The following is a 15,152-nucleotide window of genomic DNA, read 5'->3' on the forward strand; positions in this document are numbered from 1 at the left end:
CGACTGGAAGGAAACACCAATGACCGATGTTCGCGTAGACGCGCAGCGCAAGGCGGAACTGCTCTCCACAGAAGTGCGTCACATCGACATCAAGAGCTTCGATGCGCGCCCGATCATCGACCAGATGGACGGCATGAGCTTCACCAGCCGCGACCTCGCGCGCGCCACGAAGATCTACAACACCATGCTGGAAGACAAGGACTGCTCGATCTTCCTCGTCATCGCCGGCTCCACCTCGGCGGGCGGCTGCATGAACCTCTATGCGGACCTCGTCGAGAACAACATGGTGGACGGCATCGTCGCCACCGGCGCCTCGATCGTCGACATGGACTTCTTCGAAGGCCTTGGCCACAAGCACTACCAGGCGCTTGAAATCCCTGACGATAACGTGCTGCGCTCGCTCTACATCGACCGCATCTACGACACCTATATCGACGAGGAGCAGCTTCAGGACTGCGACCACACGATCGGCGAGATCGCGAACGGCCTCGATCCGAAGCCCTATTCGAGCCGCGCCTTCATCCGCGAGATGGGCCGCTACCTCTCGAAGCACGGCAAGAAGGAGAACAGCCTCGTTAAGCTCGCCTTCGAGCACGACGTGCCGATCTTCTGCCCGGCGTTCACGGACTCGTCGGCAGGCTTCGGCCTCGTCAAGCACCAGGTCGACGCCATGAAGGCGGGCCGCCCCTACATGACGCTCGACTCGATCGCGGACTTCCGCGAGCTGACCGACATCAAGATCAAGGCGGGCACCACCGGCCTCCTGATGATCGGCGGCGGCGTGCCGAAGAACTTCGTGCAGGACACCGTCGTCTGCGCCGAGATCCTCGGCCACGAGGACGTCGAGATGCACAAGTACGCCGTGCAGATCACGGTCGCCGACGTGCGCGACGGCGCCTGCTCGTCCTCGACGCTCAAGGAAGCCGCGAGCTGGGGCAAGGTCGACACCACGCTCGAGCAGATGGTCTATGCTGAGGCCGGTTCGGTGCTGCCGCTGCTGGCATCGGACGCCTACCACCGCGGCCACTGGCGGAACCGTCCCAAGCACGGCTGGTCGAAACTCTTCGCCTAACGAAGAAAAACGGCAGCCAGTTCCACGTGGACGGACCAGCGGAACTGGCCGACCGGCCACAGCTCGGTGAGCCGGAACCCGGCCTCGTGCAAAATCTTCGCATCCCGCGCGAACGTGTTGGGGTTGCACGAGACATGCACGACCCGCTTCAGCTTCGAGCGCGCGATCGTTTCCACCTGCGTCTTCGCCCCCGCGCGCGGCGGATCGAGGACCACGGCATCGAACTTGTCGAGTTCGGCGGGTTGCAGCGGCTGGCGGAACAGGTCGCGGTGCGCGGTCGTGACCGGACGCCCTGCACGCTTCGCGGCGGCTGACAGCGCCGCGACGGCATCGCGCGCGGCATCCGCCGCAAACACCTTCGCCCGCGCCGAGAGCGGCAGCGCGAACGTGCCCGCCCCGCAGAAAAGATCGGCCACCGTGCCCGCCCCGGCGACGCCCTCCAGCACCGCCGCCTGCAAAGCCGCCTCGCCGTCCGCGGTCGCCTGAAGGAAACCGCCGGGCGGGAGCGCCACGGCGACGCCATCGAACCTGACCGCAGGCTCGGCAAGCTGAAGCGCGATCTCGACGCCCGCGGCCGTCTCGGTCGCGATCCGCGCCAGCCCGGCCTGCGATGCGAGAGCCGCAAGCGCGCCGACGTCGGACGCGGGCAGCGCGAGATTGGTGAGCAGCACGTCGAAACCGGAGACGGTGTCGGTGAGGGTCATGCCGACGGCATGGCCTGTCCGAAGGCGCGGCGCGAGCGCGTCGCGAAGCGTTCGCGCGGCGTCCCAGAGCGCCGGGCGAACCACCGGGCATTCGGCGAGATCGACGACCGCGCTGCTGCCCTCGACGTTGAAGCCGAGGCGCACGCCGCCGCCGTCCCGAACCAGTCGGAAGCTGGCCCGCCGCCGCGCGCCGGGCGGCGACAGGTGCGCGGGATGCACCGTCTTGGGCACAATGCCGACACCGGCAAGCGCGCCGAGGATGCGGCCCGAGACGAAGTCGGCGAGCACGGCGTCGTCCGCGTGCTGCAACTGGCAGCCGCCGCAGACGCCGAAATGCGAGCAGGCCGGAGCAATATGGTACGGCCCCGGCGCGATGACGTCACCGTCCACCGTATCGCCGGGAACCGCCCCGGCGACGTAGCGGCCGCTCTCGGTGACGCCGTCACCGCGCGCTGCAAGGCGAACAATGGTTTCCATGCTCAGCGGATCAGACCGACGAGGTCTTCCGCGATCAGCCCGTCACGCCCCCGCAGCGCGGCATCGCCGTGACGCCACACGGCGGCGCAGGCAGCCTCGAACGGCGCGTCGCCGCGCGCGAGATGCGCCGCGATCATGCCCGAGAGCACGTCGCCGCTTCCGGCGGTGGCGAGGCGCGGCGAGGCGTGATCGTTGATCACCGCGCGGCCGTCCGGCGCGGCGATCACCGTGTCCGGCCCTTTCAGGACGATGACGTTGCCGGACCGCGCGGCGGCGGCGCGGGCGCGATCCGCCTTGCTGCCCGGAAGATCGCCGAACAGGCGCGCGAACTCGCCGTCATGCGGCGTCATCACCGCGCCGAGGCCGAACACCGGCGCCGGATCGTCCGCGAACAGCGAGAAGATGTCGGCGTCGAGCACCATCGTTCTTCCCGCGTCGAGCACCGCCCCGGCCCGCGCGCGCGCCGCTCCGTCGCGGCCGAGGCCCGAGCCGAGCACGACGGCATCCGCGCGGCCGAGGTCGATCGCGGAAAGCGGCTGCACGACGAGCGACGACGGCGGCAGCGCCGTTTCCGACGCCAGCGTCACATAGCCTGCCCCGGCCCGCTGCGCGGCGCGGGCGGCGAGCCACCCCGCGCCCGCCATCGCCCCCGACACGACGAGTACATGCCCGCGCCGGTACTTGTGCGTGTCCGTCGCCAGAGCCGCGGCGGACGGCGCGCCGTTTCGGAACAGCCGCGTCCCGATCTCGCCGAGACCGATGTCGGCCACCACGACCCGCCCGCAGCGCGCTGCGGCGGGATACAGCAGGTGCGACGGCTTCAGCGCGCCGAACGTGACGGTAAGGTCCGCGCGCGCCAGCGGGGACAGCGGCGCGCCGTCGTCGGTCGCCGCGCCGCTCGGCAGATCGAGCGAGACGACGACGGAAGATGCGCGTGCAAGCGCATGAAACTGCGAAAGAAGCGGCTCCTCCAGCCCGCGCGTCAGTCCGGTTCCGAACAGCGCATCGACGAGCACGAAGCGCGGCTCCGCCGCCGCGACGTCGATGACCGGAGCGTTCCAGAGCGCGGCGGCCTGCTGCGCGGCCTCGGTCGCGGGCGGCGCCAGTGCGGCAACCTCGACGGGCCAGCGGCGCGCCCTCAGCGCATGGGCCACGACATAGCCGTCGCCGCCGTTGTTGCCCGGCCCCGCCAGCACCAGAACCGGCGCGGGACCGTAGAACGCCGCGATGCCCGCCGCGGCGGCCTCGCCCGCGCGCCGCATGAGTTCGAAGCCGCTCGTCCCGGCGGCGATCGCTGCGGCTTCCGCGGCCCGCATTTCGGCGGCGGTCACCACGGGCTCGCGCGGCAGAAGCGGCGGATATTCAGCTGGCATGGAAAGACCCGACACCGATCGCGGCGGACTTGTCAACGCGCACCGTTCTTGCGACAGCATACGACGTCATGCGACTTCCCGTACTTGTCATTCTCGCCGTCACGCTCATCGTCGGCGCCTGCGCGCCGTCTCCTTTCTATACTGGCGGCATCAGGACGACGCCCGGCGAGATTCCCCGCGATTCGCGCGGTGAGCCGGTGTGGTCGGCGATCCGCCCGCCGCAGGAGAGCAGGAGCGACCCGGCCATACCGCCGCAGCCGAAGACCATCCCCGCGCTGCCGCTGCCGACATCGCCCGTTTCCTTCTCGTCGCGGTCAGATGTCGGCGTAGACGTGGCGCTCGGCGCGGGCGCCGGGATGCGTGCAGGCGCCCTTGCTGGCCGGACCGACGTTCTGGGCGTAGCGCCACAGCGCGCCGGACTGGTAGGCGTTGACGCGGGGCTGCCAGCGCGCGCGGCGCTCGGCGAGAACATCGTCGCCGACGAGGAGGTCTATGGTGCCCTCCACGGCGTCGATGCGGATACGGTCGCCGTTCTCGATGAGCGCGATGGGTCCGCAGTCGGAAGCCTCGGGGCCGACGTGGCCGATGCAGAAGCCGCGCGTCGCGCCGGAGAAGCGGCCGTCGGTGATGAGCGCAACCTTGTCGCCCATGCCCTGCCCGTAGAGCGCGGCGGTGGTGGCGAGCATTTCGCGCATCCCGGGGCCGCCCTTGGGGCCCTCGTAGCGGATCACGAGAACCTCGCCCTCCTCGAACTGGCGGTTCTCGACGGCGGCGAAGGCATCCTCCTCGCAATCGAAGACGCGGGCCGGGCCTTCGAAGGTGAGCTTGGCGAGCCCGGCGACCTTCACGATCGCGCCGTCGGGGGCGAGCGATCCCTTGAGGCCGACGACGCCGCCCGTTGGCGTGATCGGGTTTGAAATCTCGCGGATGACCTTCTGGTCGGGTTTCCAGGTGATTTCCTCGATGTTCTCGCCCAGCGTCTTGCCAGTCACGGTCATGCAGTTGCCGTGGAGGAAGCCGCCCGCAAGCAGCGCCTTCATCACCATGTAGACGCCGCCCGCCTCGTACATGTCCTTGGCGACATAGTTGCCGCCCGGTTTCAGGTCCGCGATGTAAGGCGTTGATTTGAATATCTCGGCGACGTCGAACAGATCGAACTCGATCCCCGCTTCCGAAGCCATTGCGGGCAGGTGCAAACCGCCGTTCGTGGAGCCGCCCGTCGCCGCGACGACACGCGCCGCGTTCTCGAACGCCTCGCGCGTGCAGATGTCGCGCGGGCGGAGGTTCAGTTCGATCAGCTTCATCACCTGTCGCCCCGCGGCCTCGGCGATGTCGTCGCGCGTCTCGTAGGGTGCGGGCGCCATGTTGCTGTTCGGCAGGCTGAGGCCGATGGCCTCGGCGACGCACGCCATCGTGTTCGCCGTGTACTGCCCGCCGCAGGCCCCGTGGCCCGGGCACGCCGCCTTCTCGATCGCGGTCAGGTGTGAAAGTGGACACTTGCCGGAAGCGTACTGACCGACAACTTCGAATACATCCTGCACCGTGAGGTCCCGCCCCTCGTACCGGCCGGGCAGGATCGAGCCGCCGTAAACGAAGATCGACGGCACGTTCAAACGCAGCATCGCCATCATCATGCCCGGCAGCGACTTGTCGCAGCCCGCGAAGCCGACGATGGCGTCATAGCAATGCCCACGCACCGAAAGCTCCACCGAGTCCGCGATCACCTCGCGGCTGACGAGCGAGGCCTTCATGCCCTGATGGCCCATCGCGATGCCGTCCGTGACGGTGATGGTGTTGAAGCGGCGCGGCAGGCCGCCCGCGGCGTGCACGCCCCGGCGCGCGATGTCCGCCTGGTGGTCGAGCAGCGTGTTGCAGGGCGCGCTGTCGTTGCCCGCGGAAACGACGCCGACGAAGGGCCGCGCGATCTCCTCCTCGGTCAGGCCCATCGCGTAGTAGTACGACCGCTGCGGCGCGCGCTCCGGACCTACGGAGACATAACGACTCGGCAACTTCGATTTGTCGAATGTCGTCATGATATTACCTCCAGAAGCTCGGATTCGACGATGCCAATGACACGGGCGAGGCGCGCCGTCCATGCGGCAATCGCGCGCTCGTCCGCAAGCAGATCCTGCCGGATTTCGAAGGTGAGGTAGGGCAGCCCCCGCGCCTCCGCGTGCCGGTCGGTCGTGTAGCCGTAGACCGCGCCCGAATAGGGCTGGTTGTCGCCCACGGTGAGGCCTTCTTTGGTCAGCGCGCCAATGGCGATGCGGGCGGCGCGGCTATCCCGGTTATGGAGCAGCGCGACCTGCCACGGCCGCGTCTCCCCGGGCCGCGTCGCAAGGCCCGGCGTGAAGCTGTGGATCGAAACCAGCAGGCGCGGCGCCAGCGTATCGAGTGCTGCGGCAATCGCCGCGTGATAGGGTTCGTGCCACGCTTCAAGGCGCGCGCGCCGCGCCTCGGCACTAAGCGACACGTTGCCCGGCACGGGGATGCCGTCGCTTGCGGACGGGATCGCGCCGTCGTCCTCCGGCGCGCGGTTGCAATCCGCGACGAGACGCGAAGCCGTCGCGAGGACCGCAGGCGCGCCGAGCGCACCTGAAAGCCCCCGCGCGAGCGCGGCGGTGCCGATGTCCCACGCGATATGCCTGGCGAGGTCCGCCGCATCGACGCCGAGCGCGATCTCCGCCGGAACGGCGTTGGAGGCGTGATCGGCAATGATGAGCAGGCCGCCCGGCACGCCGGACAGATATTCGGCGGTCGTCATCTGTCGGCGAACACCGGCTTGCGGCGTGCGGCGAAGGCCGCCAGCCCTTCGGCGAAATCGGCCCCGGCGAAGGCGGCATCGAAGATGGCGGCGCTCTCCGCATCGTCGTCGCGGCTGCCGTCGAGAACGCGGCGCATCAGTCCCTTGAGCCGCATCGTGCTCGACGGAGCGTTCGCCACGATCCGCGCGATCAGCAACTCGGCCTCACGGCTCAGCGCTTCGACGGTGGTGCACATCTCGATGAGGTTGATGACCAGCGCTTCATCGGCCGACAGCAGTTCGCCCGTGTAGAGTATGCGCCGCGCCTGCCCCGGCCCCACGAGGTCGACGAGCAGCTTGATGTCGTGCAGCGGATAGACGAGTCCCAGCTTCGCCGGCGTGATGCCGAACCGCGCGCGCGAGGAGGCGATCCGCATGTCGCAGGCGAGCGCGACGCCGCACCCCGCCCCCACGCAGTCGCCGTCGACAATGGCGAGCGTCGGGATCGGCGCGCCCGTGATGGCAAGCTGGGCGCTGCGCAGCGCCTGCCGGTTTCCCGCCTGCCACGCCGGATCGCGCGCCCGCTCGGCGAACTCGCCGATATCGGCGCCTGCCGAGAACATCGCCGGGGTTGCCGATCGAATGACGAGGACGCGGACGGCACGTTCGGCGACGGCGGCTTCGACAAGACGGGGAAACGCCTCCCACATCGCCTGCGAGATGGCGTTGCGCTTGTCCGGGCGGTTGAAGGCGATGCGCGCGACCGGCCCGTCGATCTCGAGTTGCAGCGCGTCGGTCATTCCGCAGTCCTATCCGGCCTTGAACCGGGCTCCAATGTCACGCAGCCCCTTGCCCCGCAACCGCAAATGCCCTGTCCTGCATGCAAAGAAAAAGGGCTGCGGCAGGTTTGCCGCAGCCCTCTGAGGCCGCATCGGGCCTTGGGGGAGTGCTTACTTCGCGAGCTGCGCGTATTCCTCTTCGGCGACGCCGAGGGTCTTGTAGGCGCCTTCGAACTTCTTCCGCGCGGCGCGCTCGTTGCCCGCATCGCAAAGCAGTTCGCCGGTGCGAACCAGCTTCAGCGCCTTCTTCGCCGCCTCGGCGTCGCCCTTTTCGGCGACCGAGCGGATGTTGGCGGGCATCGCGGTGCAGGCCGCGTCAGCGGCATGGGCCGGCGTGACGGACGCGCTGATGAAGAACGCGGACGCGACGAACGCGAGGGGGAGAGTGACGAGAACGCGGTTCATGATCTTGCTCCTGTGCCGTGGGAGGGCGGGTACTGAGTCTTACTTAAAATCACCGGAGGCGTGTTTAAGTGTCGCTCAGTTCTGAGTCAAACGATTTTTTGAGTGCCACGCAAATTGCATCCCGCAGCGCAGCAATGCAATTGCGGAAATGCAACGGGAAACGGCTGCGGCGATGCGCCGCGGCGAAAGAAAGGATCAGTTTACGGCGACGAGTTCGGCCGCGGTGACGCCCGGGATATGTTCGGCGCTGTGGCGCATTTCCGAATCGAGCAGCAGGCCGCGCACAAGCCGGATCGAGGCGAAACCGCCCGGCAACTCGATCTCCGCGTAGATGTCGCCGCGGCCGGTCGGCCGGGCGTCGGCAAGGCGCCGCAGCGCCGCTGCATCGAAGCCGGCCGAGACCTTGAGGTTAAGCCGCCCGCGGCTGTGCTTCGACAGTTCGGCGACCGGAGTCAGCCCCCGGATCGTCACGCGCGGCGCGTCTTCACCGTCGCGCCACAGCAGCTCGGCGTTGATGAGGATGATCTCCTGCCCTGCCGCGGCCGCTTCGAGCCCGGGCATCACCTCCTCGTCGAAGCAACTCGCCACGTACTGGCCGCTCGAATCCGACAGGCCGGCGAGCAGATAGCGTGTGCTGCGCCCGTTCTGCGGCGTGCGCCAACGCACGGATTCGACGAGCCCCGCCATCGTGGCGCTGCCGCGCCCGCCGTCCCACGGCGCGCCGTCCTCGCAAATCCGCGCATAGGACCGCACGCCGTGCGTATCGAGCACGTGCTGCCACGCCGAGAGCGGATGCGCGGCAAAATAGAAGCCGAAGGCGTCGCGCTCCTTCGCCATCGTGTCGCCGAGCGACCATGCCGATACGCTGCCGGGCGCCATCAGCGTGATCGAGGCGCCGCCCGATCCGCCGCCGAACAGCGCACCCTGCTGCGTCTCGCGTGCGTCGGCCGCCGCGTTCGCCGCCGCGAGCACGGCCTCGGCCATCGCATAGGCCTTGGCGCGATTGGCCTCGACGCAATCGAAGGCGCCGCCCGAAACGAGGCTTTCGATCTGCCGCTTGTTGAGCAGCGTCGGGTCGATGCGCTCGGCGAAATCGGTCAGCGACGTGAACGGCCCGCCCGTCCTGCGGACCTCGACGATGCCCTCCATCGCCCGCTCGCCGACGCCCTTCAGCCCCGCGAGCGCATAGCGCACCTTGCCGTCCTCCACCGAGAAGTCGGCCTCGCTGTTGTTGACGCAGGGCGGCAGGCACTCGACGCCCATGCGCTTCATGTCGTCGATGAAGACGCTGAGCTTGTCGGTGAGCGCGATGTCGTAGGCCATCGAGGCGGCATAGAACTCGACCGGATGCTTCGCCTTCATCCACGCCGTCTGGTAGGCGACGAGCGCATAGGCGGCGGCGTGGCTCTTATTGAAGCCGTAGCCCGCGAACTTCGCCACCAGCTCGAAGATGTAATCGGCCTGCGCCTTGTCGACGCCCTGCGCGGTCGCGCCTTCGAGGAAACGCGCCTTCTGGGCGTCCATCTCCTCTTTCTTCTTCTTGCCCATCGCGCGGCGCAGGAGGTCGGCTTCGCCGAGCGAGTAGCCGGCGAGCACCTGCGCGATCTGCATCACCTGCTCCTGGTAGATGATGACGCCGTAGGTCTCCTTCAGGATCGGCTCGAGCTTCGGGTGCAGGCAGTCGACGGCCTCGGTGCCGTGCTTGCGGTTCGCGAAGCTCGGAATGTTGTCCATCGGGCCCGGGCGGTAGAGCGAGACGAGCGCGATGATGTCCTCGAAGCAGTCCGGCTTCACCTGCGCGAGCGTGCGGCGCATCCCTTCGGATTCGAGCTGGAACACGCCGACCGTGTCGCCCTTCGCCAGCAGCGCGTAGACATCGGGGTCGTCCCACGGGATCGTCGACAGGTCAACGCTGACGCCGCGCTTCTCCAGCAGATCGAGCGCGCGTTGGAGCACCGACAGCGTCTTGAGGCCGAGGAAGTCGAACTTCACGAGGCCCGCCTTTTCCACCCATTTCATGTCGAACTGGGTGACGGGCATGTCGGAGCGCGGATCGCGGTAGAGCGGGACAAGCTCGTCGAGCGGACGGTCGCCGATCACCACGCCCGCCGCGTGCGTCGAGGCATGACGCGGCAGGCCTTCCAGCTTCATCGCGAGATTGACGAGGTTCTCAACCGCCGGATCGCGCTTCGTCTCGGTGACGAACTCGGCGACGCCGTTCAGCGTGCGGTCGAGCGTCCACGGATCGGTGGGATGGTTGGGCACCAGCTTCGCCAGCCGATCCACCTGCCCGTAAGGCATCTGCAGCACGCGGCCGACGTCCTTCAGCACGGCGCGCGCCTTCAGCGTTCCGAAGGTGATGATCTGCGCCACCTGATCGCGGCCGTAGCGCTCCTGCACGTAGCGGATCACCTCGCCGCGCCGGGTTTCGCAGAAGTCGATGTCGAAGTCGGGCATCGACACGCGCTCGGGATTGAGGAAGCGCTCGAACAGCAAGCCGAGGCGCATGGGGTCGAGATCGGTGATGGTGAGCGCCCACGCGACGACCGAGCCCGCGCCCGAACCGCGCCCCGGCCCCACCGGAATCCCCTGCGCCTTCGCCCACTGGATGAAGTCCGCAACGATGAGGAAGTAGCCGGCGAAGCCCATCTTGTTGATGATGCCGAGTTCGTACTCCAGCCGCTCGAAGTAGGGCTCGGTATCGGTGCGCCCCTCGAGCCGCCGCGCGAGGCCGGCGCGCGCCTGCTCGATGAGCATGGCCGCCTCGCCCTCGCGGTCGCCCGCGAGGCTGGGCAGGATCGGCTTCCGCGACGGCGCCATCACCGCGCAGCGGCGCGCGACGACGAGCGTGTTGTCGATCGCCTCGGGCACGTCCTCGAACAGCCGGATCATCTCCTCCGGCGGCTTCAGCCAGCACTCCTCCGAAACGCGGCGGCGGCCCTCCGTTTCCACATAGGCGCCGTCCGCGATGCAGAGCAGCACGTCGTGCGCCGCCGCGAAGCTGCGATCCGGGAAGGCAACCGGGTTGGTCGCGACGAGCGGCAGGCCGCGATCGTGGGCGAGCGCGATCAGCGCCTGCTCGGCGCTGTCCTCGATCGGATTGTGGCTGCGCGAAAGCTCGACGTAGAGCCGGTCCGGGAACAGGCGTTGCAGCACATCGGCATAGGCGTTTGCCGCATCCGCCTGCCCCTCGGCGAGCAACCGTGCGAGCGCGCCGTCCGGCCCGGCCGTGAGCGCGATCAGCCCCTCCGTCAGCCCTTCTAGCCCGGCAAGCGGCACGTTCGGCCCGTCGACGGGATCGGAGTCGAGGTGCGCGCGGGAAACGATGCGGATGAGGTTCTTGTAACCGGTCTCGTCCTGCGCGAGCAGCGCCAGCCAATTCTGCGCGGGCTTGCTGCCGGCCTGCGGCGTGCCGGGCCGTGCGACCGCGAGCAACGTGCCGATGATCGGCTGCACACCCGCCTCCGCCAGCTTGTCCGAAAATTCCATCGCCGCGAACAGGTTGTTCCTGTCGGTGACGGCGGCGGCGGGCATCCCGTGCTTGAGGCACGCCTTGGCGATGTCCTTCGCATGAACCGCGCCTTCCAGCATCGAATAGGGCGACTGGATGCGGAGGTGGACGAAACGCGATTCGGGCATGGCCTATTGTGGCGCAGGCTCGCGATGCCGCGAAAGCAGGAAATCGAGATTCCGTTTCACGCCCGCCCATTCGCCGGTGATGATGCTGTAGCAGACGATGTCGCGCAGCCGCCCGTCCGTGGCGATCTGGTGGCTCCGCAGCACCCCGTCCCGCTTCGCGCCGAGCCGTTCGATCGCGCGCTGCGACGCCCGGTTGAACCAGTCCGTGCGGATCTGGACGACGTTGCAGCCCATCACCTCGAACGCGTGGCCGAGCAGCAGCAGCTTGCATTCGGTGTTCACGGCCGAGCGCTGCACCGACTTCGCATAGAAGGTCGCGCCGATTTCGAGCCTGCGGTACGCCGCGTTCATGCGCAGGTAGCGCGTGGCGCCGACGACACACCCGTCCATTTCGACGACATAGGGCATCGCCCGTCCCGCCGCCTTCTCGGCAAGCGCGGTTTCAAGCCATCCCTGCACGTGGTCGGGCGAAGGAACCCGCGTGTAGAACAGCTCCGACAGGCGACCGTCGCGCGAAACCTCTGCGATTCCGTCTACATCCGCCGCGTCCAGCGGACGGAGCGTGACATGGCGTCCTTCAAGCCGGACCTGATCCCGCCACGGGTTCATCGCGTCTCGACCAGCTGCCCTTCGTGCAGCGCGACGATGCGGTCCATCTGCTTCGCCAGCGCGGTGTTGTGCGTGGCGATGAGCGCCGCCGAATTGTGGCTGCGAACGACGCGCAGGAACTCGGCGAGCACGCGCTGGGCCGTCGCCTCGTCGAGGTTGCCGGTGGGCTCGTCGGCGAGCACCAGGACGGGCTCGTTGGCCAGCGCACGCGCGACCGCCACGCGCTGCTGCTCGCCGCCGGAAAGCTGCGAGGGGCGATGGTCGAGGCGCTCGCCGAGGCCGAGGTCGGTGAGCAACGCCTTCGCCTTCGCCTCCGCCGAGGCCATGTCGCGCCCTGCGATCAGCTGCGGCAGCACGACGTTCTCGAGCGCGTTGAAATCAGGGAGCAGGTGGTGGAACTGGTAGACGAAACCGAGCTTGTCGCGGCGTACATCGGTGCGTTCCTGCGCCGAGAGCTTTTCGGCCGGGCGGCCGTCGATGACGATGGAACCCTCGAAACCGCCTTCGAGGAGGCCGATCGCCTGGAGCATGGTGGACTTGCCGGAGCCGGACGGCCCCAGCAGCGCAACGATCTCGCCGGGGCCGACGGTGAGGTCGACGCCGCGCAGCACGTCGATCACCGCCCCGCCCTGCCGGAAGCTGCGCGCGAGGCCCTTCACCGCAAGCACGTCACTCATAACGCAGCACCTGCACGGGATCGGTGCTCGCCGCCTTCCACGCCGGATAGATGGTCGCAAGGAAGCTGAGCACGAGCGCGAGCGTGACGATCGCGGCGACCTCGACCGCGTCGGTCTTGGCGGGAAGCTCGGTCAGGTAGCGGATACGCGGGTCCCAGAGGTCGACGCCGGTGATCTTCGAGACGCCGAGCACGACGTTCTGCCGGTAGTGCAGGAACAGAAAGCCGAGCGCGAGGCCGAGCAATATGCCCGCCGAGCCGATGAGCGTGCCGACGGTCACAAAAATCCGCATCAGGGCGGCGCGGCTCGCGCCCATCGTGCGCAGAATGGCGATGTCGCGCGTCTTGGCGCGCACCAGCATGATGAGGCTGGTGAGGATGTTGAACACCGCGACGAGGATGATGAAGCCGACGACGACGAACATCACCGTGCGCTCCACCGAAAGCGCCTCGAACAGCACGCCGTTCATTTGCCGCCAGTCGATGATGATGCCGCGCCCGGCAAGCTCCGGCACCAGCGGCTGGAGGATGCGGTCGGCGCGGTCGGCGTTCGTGGTGGTGAGCGTGATCATGCCGATGTCGCCCCCCATGCGCAGGAACGTCTGCGCGCGGTCCAGCGGCATCAGCACGAAGGCCTTGTCGTAGTCGAAGATGCCGACCTCGAACACGGCCGCGATCTGGTAGGGGACGATGCGCGGCGTCGTGCCGAACGGCGTCACCTGCCCGTCCGGCGAGATCAGGCTGATCGTGTCCCCCACCCCGGCGCCGAGCGATTCGGAGAGGCGCGCGCCGATCGCGACGAAATTGCCTTCGAGCGCAAGGTCTTCGAGACGGCCCGCCTTGATGTTGTCGGCGACGAGCTTCAGCCCCCTGATGTCGTCCATCAACATGCCGCGCAGCAGCACGCCCTCGGCGCGGCTCTTGTGGGAGCCGATGAGCGGCTGCTCGATGATCGGCTCGGCCTGCACGACGCCGGGCATGGCCCGGGCTTTCGCGAGCAGCGGTTGCCAGTCCGGCAGACGGCCGCCGTAGCCCTGCACCACGGCGTGGCCGTTGAGGCCGAGAATCCGGTCGAAAAGCTCGGCGCGGAAGCCGTTCATCACCGACATGACCGCGATCAACGCGGCGACGCCGAGCGCGACGGCCACGAGGCTGATCGAGGCGACAAGGAAGATGAACCCCTCGCCCCGCCCCGGCAGCAGGTAGCGCCGGGCGATCATGCGCTCGTAGCGCGAGATCATCCCGCGAGCTTCTCCAGCGCGGAGTCGACGGAAAGCTCGTGGCGCTCGCCGGTCCTGCGGTGCTTGAGCTCGACCACGCCGGCGCTGACGCCCTTGGGGCCGACGACGAGCTGCCACGGGATACCGACGAGGTCCATGCCCGCAAACTTGGCGCCGCCGCGCTCGTCACGGTCGTCGTAGAGCGTTTCGATGCCCGCGCGCTGGAGCCTCGCGTAAAGCGCGTCGGCGGCCACGTCGCAGGCGGCGTCGCCGCTCCTGAGGTTGATGAGGCCGACCTTGAACGGCGCGATCGCCTCCGGCCAGATGATGCCGTCCTCGTCGTGGCACGCCTCGATCACCGCGCCGACGAGCCGCGACACGCCGATGCCGTAGCTGCCCATCTGCGGCGTGACGGGCTTGCCGTCCTGCCCCTGCACGCTGAGGCCCATCGAGGCCGAGTATTTGGTGCCGAAGAAGAAGATATGCCCGACCTCGATACCGCGGCGGCTGAGCAGGCGCTCCGCAGGCACCGGGCAGTTCGTCACCTTCTCGTGCTCCTCGGCTTCCATCGCGTAGACGGAGGAGAGCTTCGAAACGGCCTCGGGATCGGTGACGTCGACGTTTTCGAGCGCCGAATCGTAGAAAATCTCGCTCTCGCCGGTTTCGGCGAGGATGTGGAATTCGTGGCTCATGTCGCCGCCGATGGGGCCGGTCGGCGCGCGTACCGGCACCGCTTTCAGGCCCATCGCCGCGAACGTGCGCAGGTACGCCTCGAACATGGCGTTGTACGAAACCTTGCCGCCCGCCTCGTCGAGATCGAAGCTGTAGGCGTCCTTCATCAGGAACTCGCGGCCGCGCATCACGCCGAAGCGGGGGCGCACCTCGTCGCGGAACTTCCACTGGATATGATAGAGCGTGCGCGGCAGGTCGCGGTAGCTGCGCACGGAATCGCGGAACAGCGCCGTGATCATTTCCTCGTTGGTCGGCCCGTAGAGCATCTCGCGCTCGTGCCGGTCCTTGAAGCGCAGCATCTCCGGCCCGTAGGCGTCGTAGCGGCCCGACTGGCGCCAGAGGTCCGCCGACTGGATCGTCGGCATCAGCAGCTCGATGGCGCCCGCACGGTCCTGCTCGCGCCGGACGATGTCGGCGATCTTGTCGAGGACGCGCAGGCCGACCGGCAGCCAGGCGTAAATGCCGGCCGAGGTCTGGCGGACGAGACCGGCCCGCAGCATCAGCTGGTGGCTGACGATCTGCGCGTCGGTGGGGGTTTCCTTGAGGAGCGGAAGAAAATAGCGGGAAAGGCGCATAGTGCGCGCTGTCTAGCACGGGCGATCAGGCGCGCAACCGGACATTCCACCTTTTGCCGTCCGGCATCGTGCCGGAAGCGTTACGACG

General features: G+C 68.3%; 12 protein-coding genes. 1 reads left to right on the top strand and 11 read right to left on the bottom strand.

The genetic code is table 11. The annotated features are described in order from the left end of the window. Positions 1–19: 19 nt before the first annotated feature. Entirely contained in the window at positions 20–1,072 is a 1,053-nt protein-coding gene (locus PE061_RS16400; RefSeq protein WP_271256299.1) for a 1,9-bis(guanidino)-5-aza-nonane synthase, read from the top strand. Here the strand turns inward: PE061_RS16400 and PE061_RS16405 are convergent. The 11 genes from PE061_RS16405 to proS all read right to left on the bottom strand — a co-directional run bounded on the left by PE061_RS16405 (position 1,069) and on the right by proS (position 15,064). Then, on the bottom strand, positions 1,069–2,253 hold the full coding sequence (locus PE061_RS16405; protein ID WP_271256300.1) for a class I SAM-dependent RNA methyltransferase: 1,185 nt from the start codon (positions 2,251–2,253) through the stop codon (positions 1,069–1,071). The genes PE061_RS16400 and PE061_RS16405 overlap by 4 nt on opposite strands. Before the next feature lie 2 nt (positions 2,254–2,255). Beyond that, entirely contained in the window at positions 2,256–3,626 is a 1,371-nt protein-coding gene (locus PE061_RS16410; protein ID WP_271256301.1) for an NAD(P)H-hydrate dehydratase, read from the bottom strand. A gap of 314 nt (positions 3,627–3,940) precedes the next feature. Continuing rightward, complete coding sequence (gene ilvD / locus PE061_RS16415; RefSeq protein WP_271256302.1) at positions 3,941–5,659, bottom strand: dihydroxy-acid dehydratase; 1,719 nt, start codon at positions 5,657–5,659, stop codon at positions 3,941–3,943. Beyond that, complete coding sequence (locus PE061_RS16420) at positions 5,656–6,390, bottom strand: N-formylglutamate amidohydrolase (protein WP_271256303.1); 735 nt, start codon at positions 6,388–6,390, stop codon at positions 5,656–5,658. The genes ilvD and PE061_RS16420 overlap by 4 nt, the downstream gene beginning before the upstream one ends. Beyond that, the gene (locus tag PE061_RS16425) at positions 6,387–7,169 is read right to left on the bottom strand and encodes an enoyl-CoA hydratase-related protein (RefSeq protein ID WP_271256304.1); all 783 of its coding nucleotides are present in this window, start codon (positions 7,167–7,169) and stop codon (positions 6,387–6,389) included. Before PE061_RS16425 ends, PE061_RS16420 begins: the two co-directional genes overlap by 4 nt. Positions 7,170–7,319: 150 nt before the next feature. Further along, positions 7,320–7,613, bottom strand: a complete 294-nt coding sequence (locus PE061_RS16430; protein WP_271256305.1) for a hypothetical protein — start codon at positions 7,611–7,613, stop codon at positions 7,320–7,322. 195 nt (positions 7,614–7,808) lie between these two features. Beyond that, positions 7,809–11,252 carry a DNA polymerase III subunit alpha gene (gene dnaE, locus PE061_RS16435; protein WP_271256306.1) on the bottom strand — a complete coding sequence of 1,148 codons (3,444 nt, stop codon included), beginning with the start codon at positions 11,250–11,252 and terminating at the stop codon, positions 7,809–7,811. A gap of 3 nt (positions 11,253–11,255) precedes the next feature. After that, the gene (locus PE061_RS16440) at positions 11,256–11,861 is read right to left on the bottom strand and encodes a GNAT family N-acetyltransferase (protein ID WP_271256307.1); all 606 of its coding nucleotides are present in this window, start codon (positions 11,859–11,861) and stop codon (positions 11,256–11,258) included. Further along, positions 11,858–12,538, bottom strand: a complete 681-nt coding sequence (locus tag PE061_RS16445) for an ABC transporter ATP-binding protein (RefSeq protein ID WP_271256308.1) — start codon at positions 12,536–12,538, stop codon at positions 11,858–11,860. Before PE061_RS16445 ends, PE061_RS16440 begins: the two co-directional genes overlap by 4 nt. Further along, entirely contained in the window at positions 12,531–13,778 is a 1,248-nt protein-coding gene (locus PE061_RS16450; RefSeq protein ID WP_271256309.1) for a lipoprotein-releasing ABC transporter permease subunit, read from the bottom strand. The genes PE061_RS16445 and PE061_RS16450 overlap by 8 nt, the downstream gene beginning before the upstream one ends. Continuing rightward, positions 13,775–15,064, bottom strand: a complete 1,290-nt coding sequence (proS, locus tag PE061_RS16455) for a proline--tRNA ligase (protein WP_271256310.1) — start codon at positions 15,062–15,064, stop codon at positions 13,775–13,777. Before proS ends, PE061_RS16450 begins: the two co-directional genes overlap by 4 nt. Positions 15,065–15,152: the final 88 nt, after the last annotated feature.

Origin of the sequence: Sphingosinicella microcystinivorans, from assembly GCF_027941835.1 — a bacterium.
GTDB lineage: Bacteria > Pseudomonadota > Alphaproteobacteria > Sphingomonadales > Sphingomonadaceae > Sphingosinicella.

Bases quoted from the DNA above. Each gene is read 5' to 3' on its own strand.
- PE061_RS16400 (WP_271256299.1), top strand. From the start codon at position 20: ATGACCGATGTTCGCGTAGACGCGCAGCGCAAGGCGGAACTGCTCTCC.
- PE061_RS16405 (WP_271256300.1), bottom strand. From the start codon at position 2,253: ATGGAAACCATTGTTCGCCTTGCAGCGCGCGGTGACGGCGTCACCGAG.
- PE061_RS16410 (WP_271256301.1), bottom strand. From the start codon at position 3,626: ATGCCAGCTGAATATCCGCCGCTTCTGCCGCGCGAGCCCGTGGTGACC.
- ilvD (WP_271256302.1), bottom strand. From the start codon at position 5,659: ATGACGACATTCGACAAATCGAAGTTGCCGAGTCGTTATGTCTCCGTA.
- PE061_RS16420 (WP_271256303.1), bottom strand. From the start codon at position 6,390: ATGACGACCGCCGAATATCTGTCCGGCGTGCCGGGCGGCCTGCTCATC.
- PE061_RS16425 (WP_271256304.1), bottom strand. From the start codon at position 7,169: ATGACCGACGCGCTGCAACTCGAGATCGACGGGCCGGTCGCGCGCATC.
- PE061_RS16430 (WP_271256305.1), bottom strand. From the start codon at position 7,613: ATGAACCGCGTTCTCGTCACTCTCCCCCTCGCGTTCGTCGCGTCCGCG.
- dnaE (WP_271256306.1), bottom strand. From the start codon at position 11,252: ATGCCCGAATCGCGTTTCGTCCACCTCCGCATCCAGTCGCCCTATTCG.
- PE061_RS16440 (WP_271256307.1), bottom strand. From the start codon at position 11,861: ATGAACCCGTGGCGGGATCAGGTCCGGCTTGAAGGACGCCATGTCACG.
- PE061_RS16445 (WP_271256308.1), bottom strand. From the start codon at position 12,538: ATGAGTGACGTGCTTGCGGTGAAGGGCCTCGCGCGCAGCTTCCGGCAG.
- PE061_RS16450 (WP_271256309.1), bottom strand. From the start codon at position 13,778: ATGATCTCGCGCTACGAGCGCATGATCGCCCGGCGCTACCTGCTGCCG.
- proS (WP_271256310.1), bottom strand. From the start codon at position 15,064: ATGCGCCTTTCCCGCTATTTTCTTCCGCTCCTCAAGGAAACCCCCACC.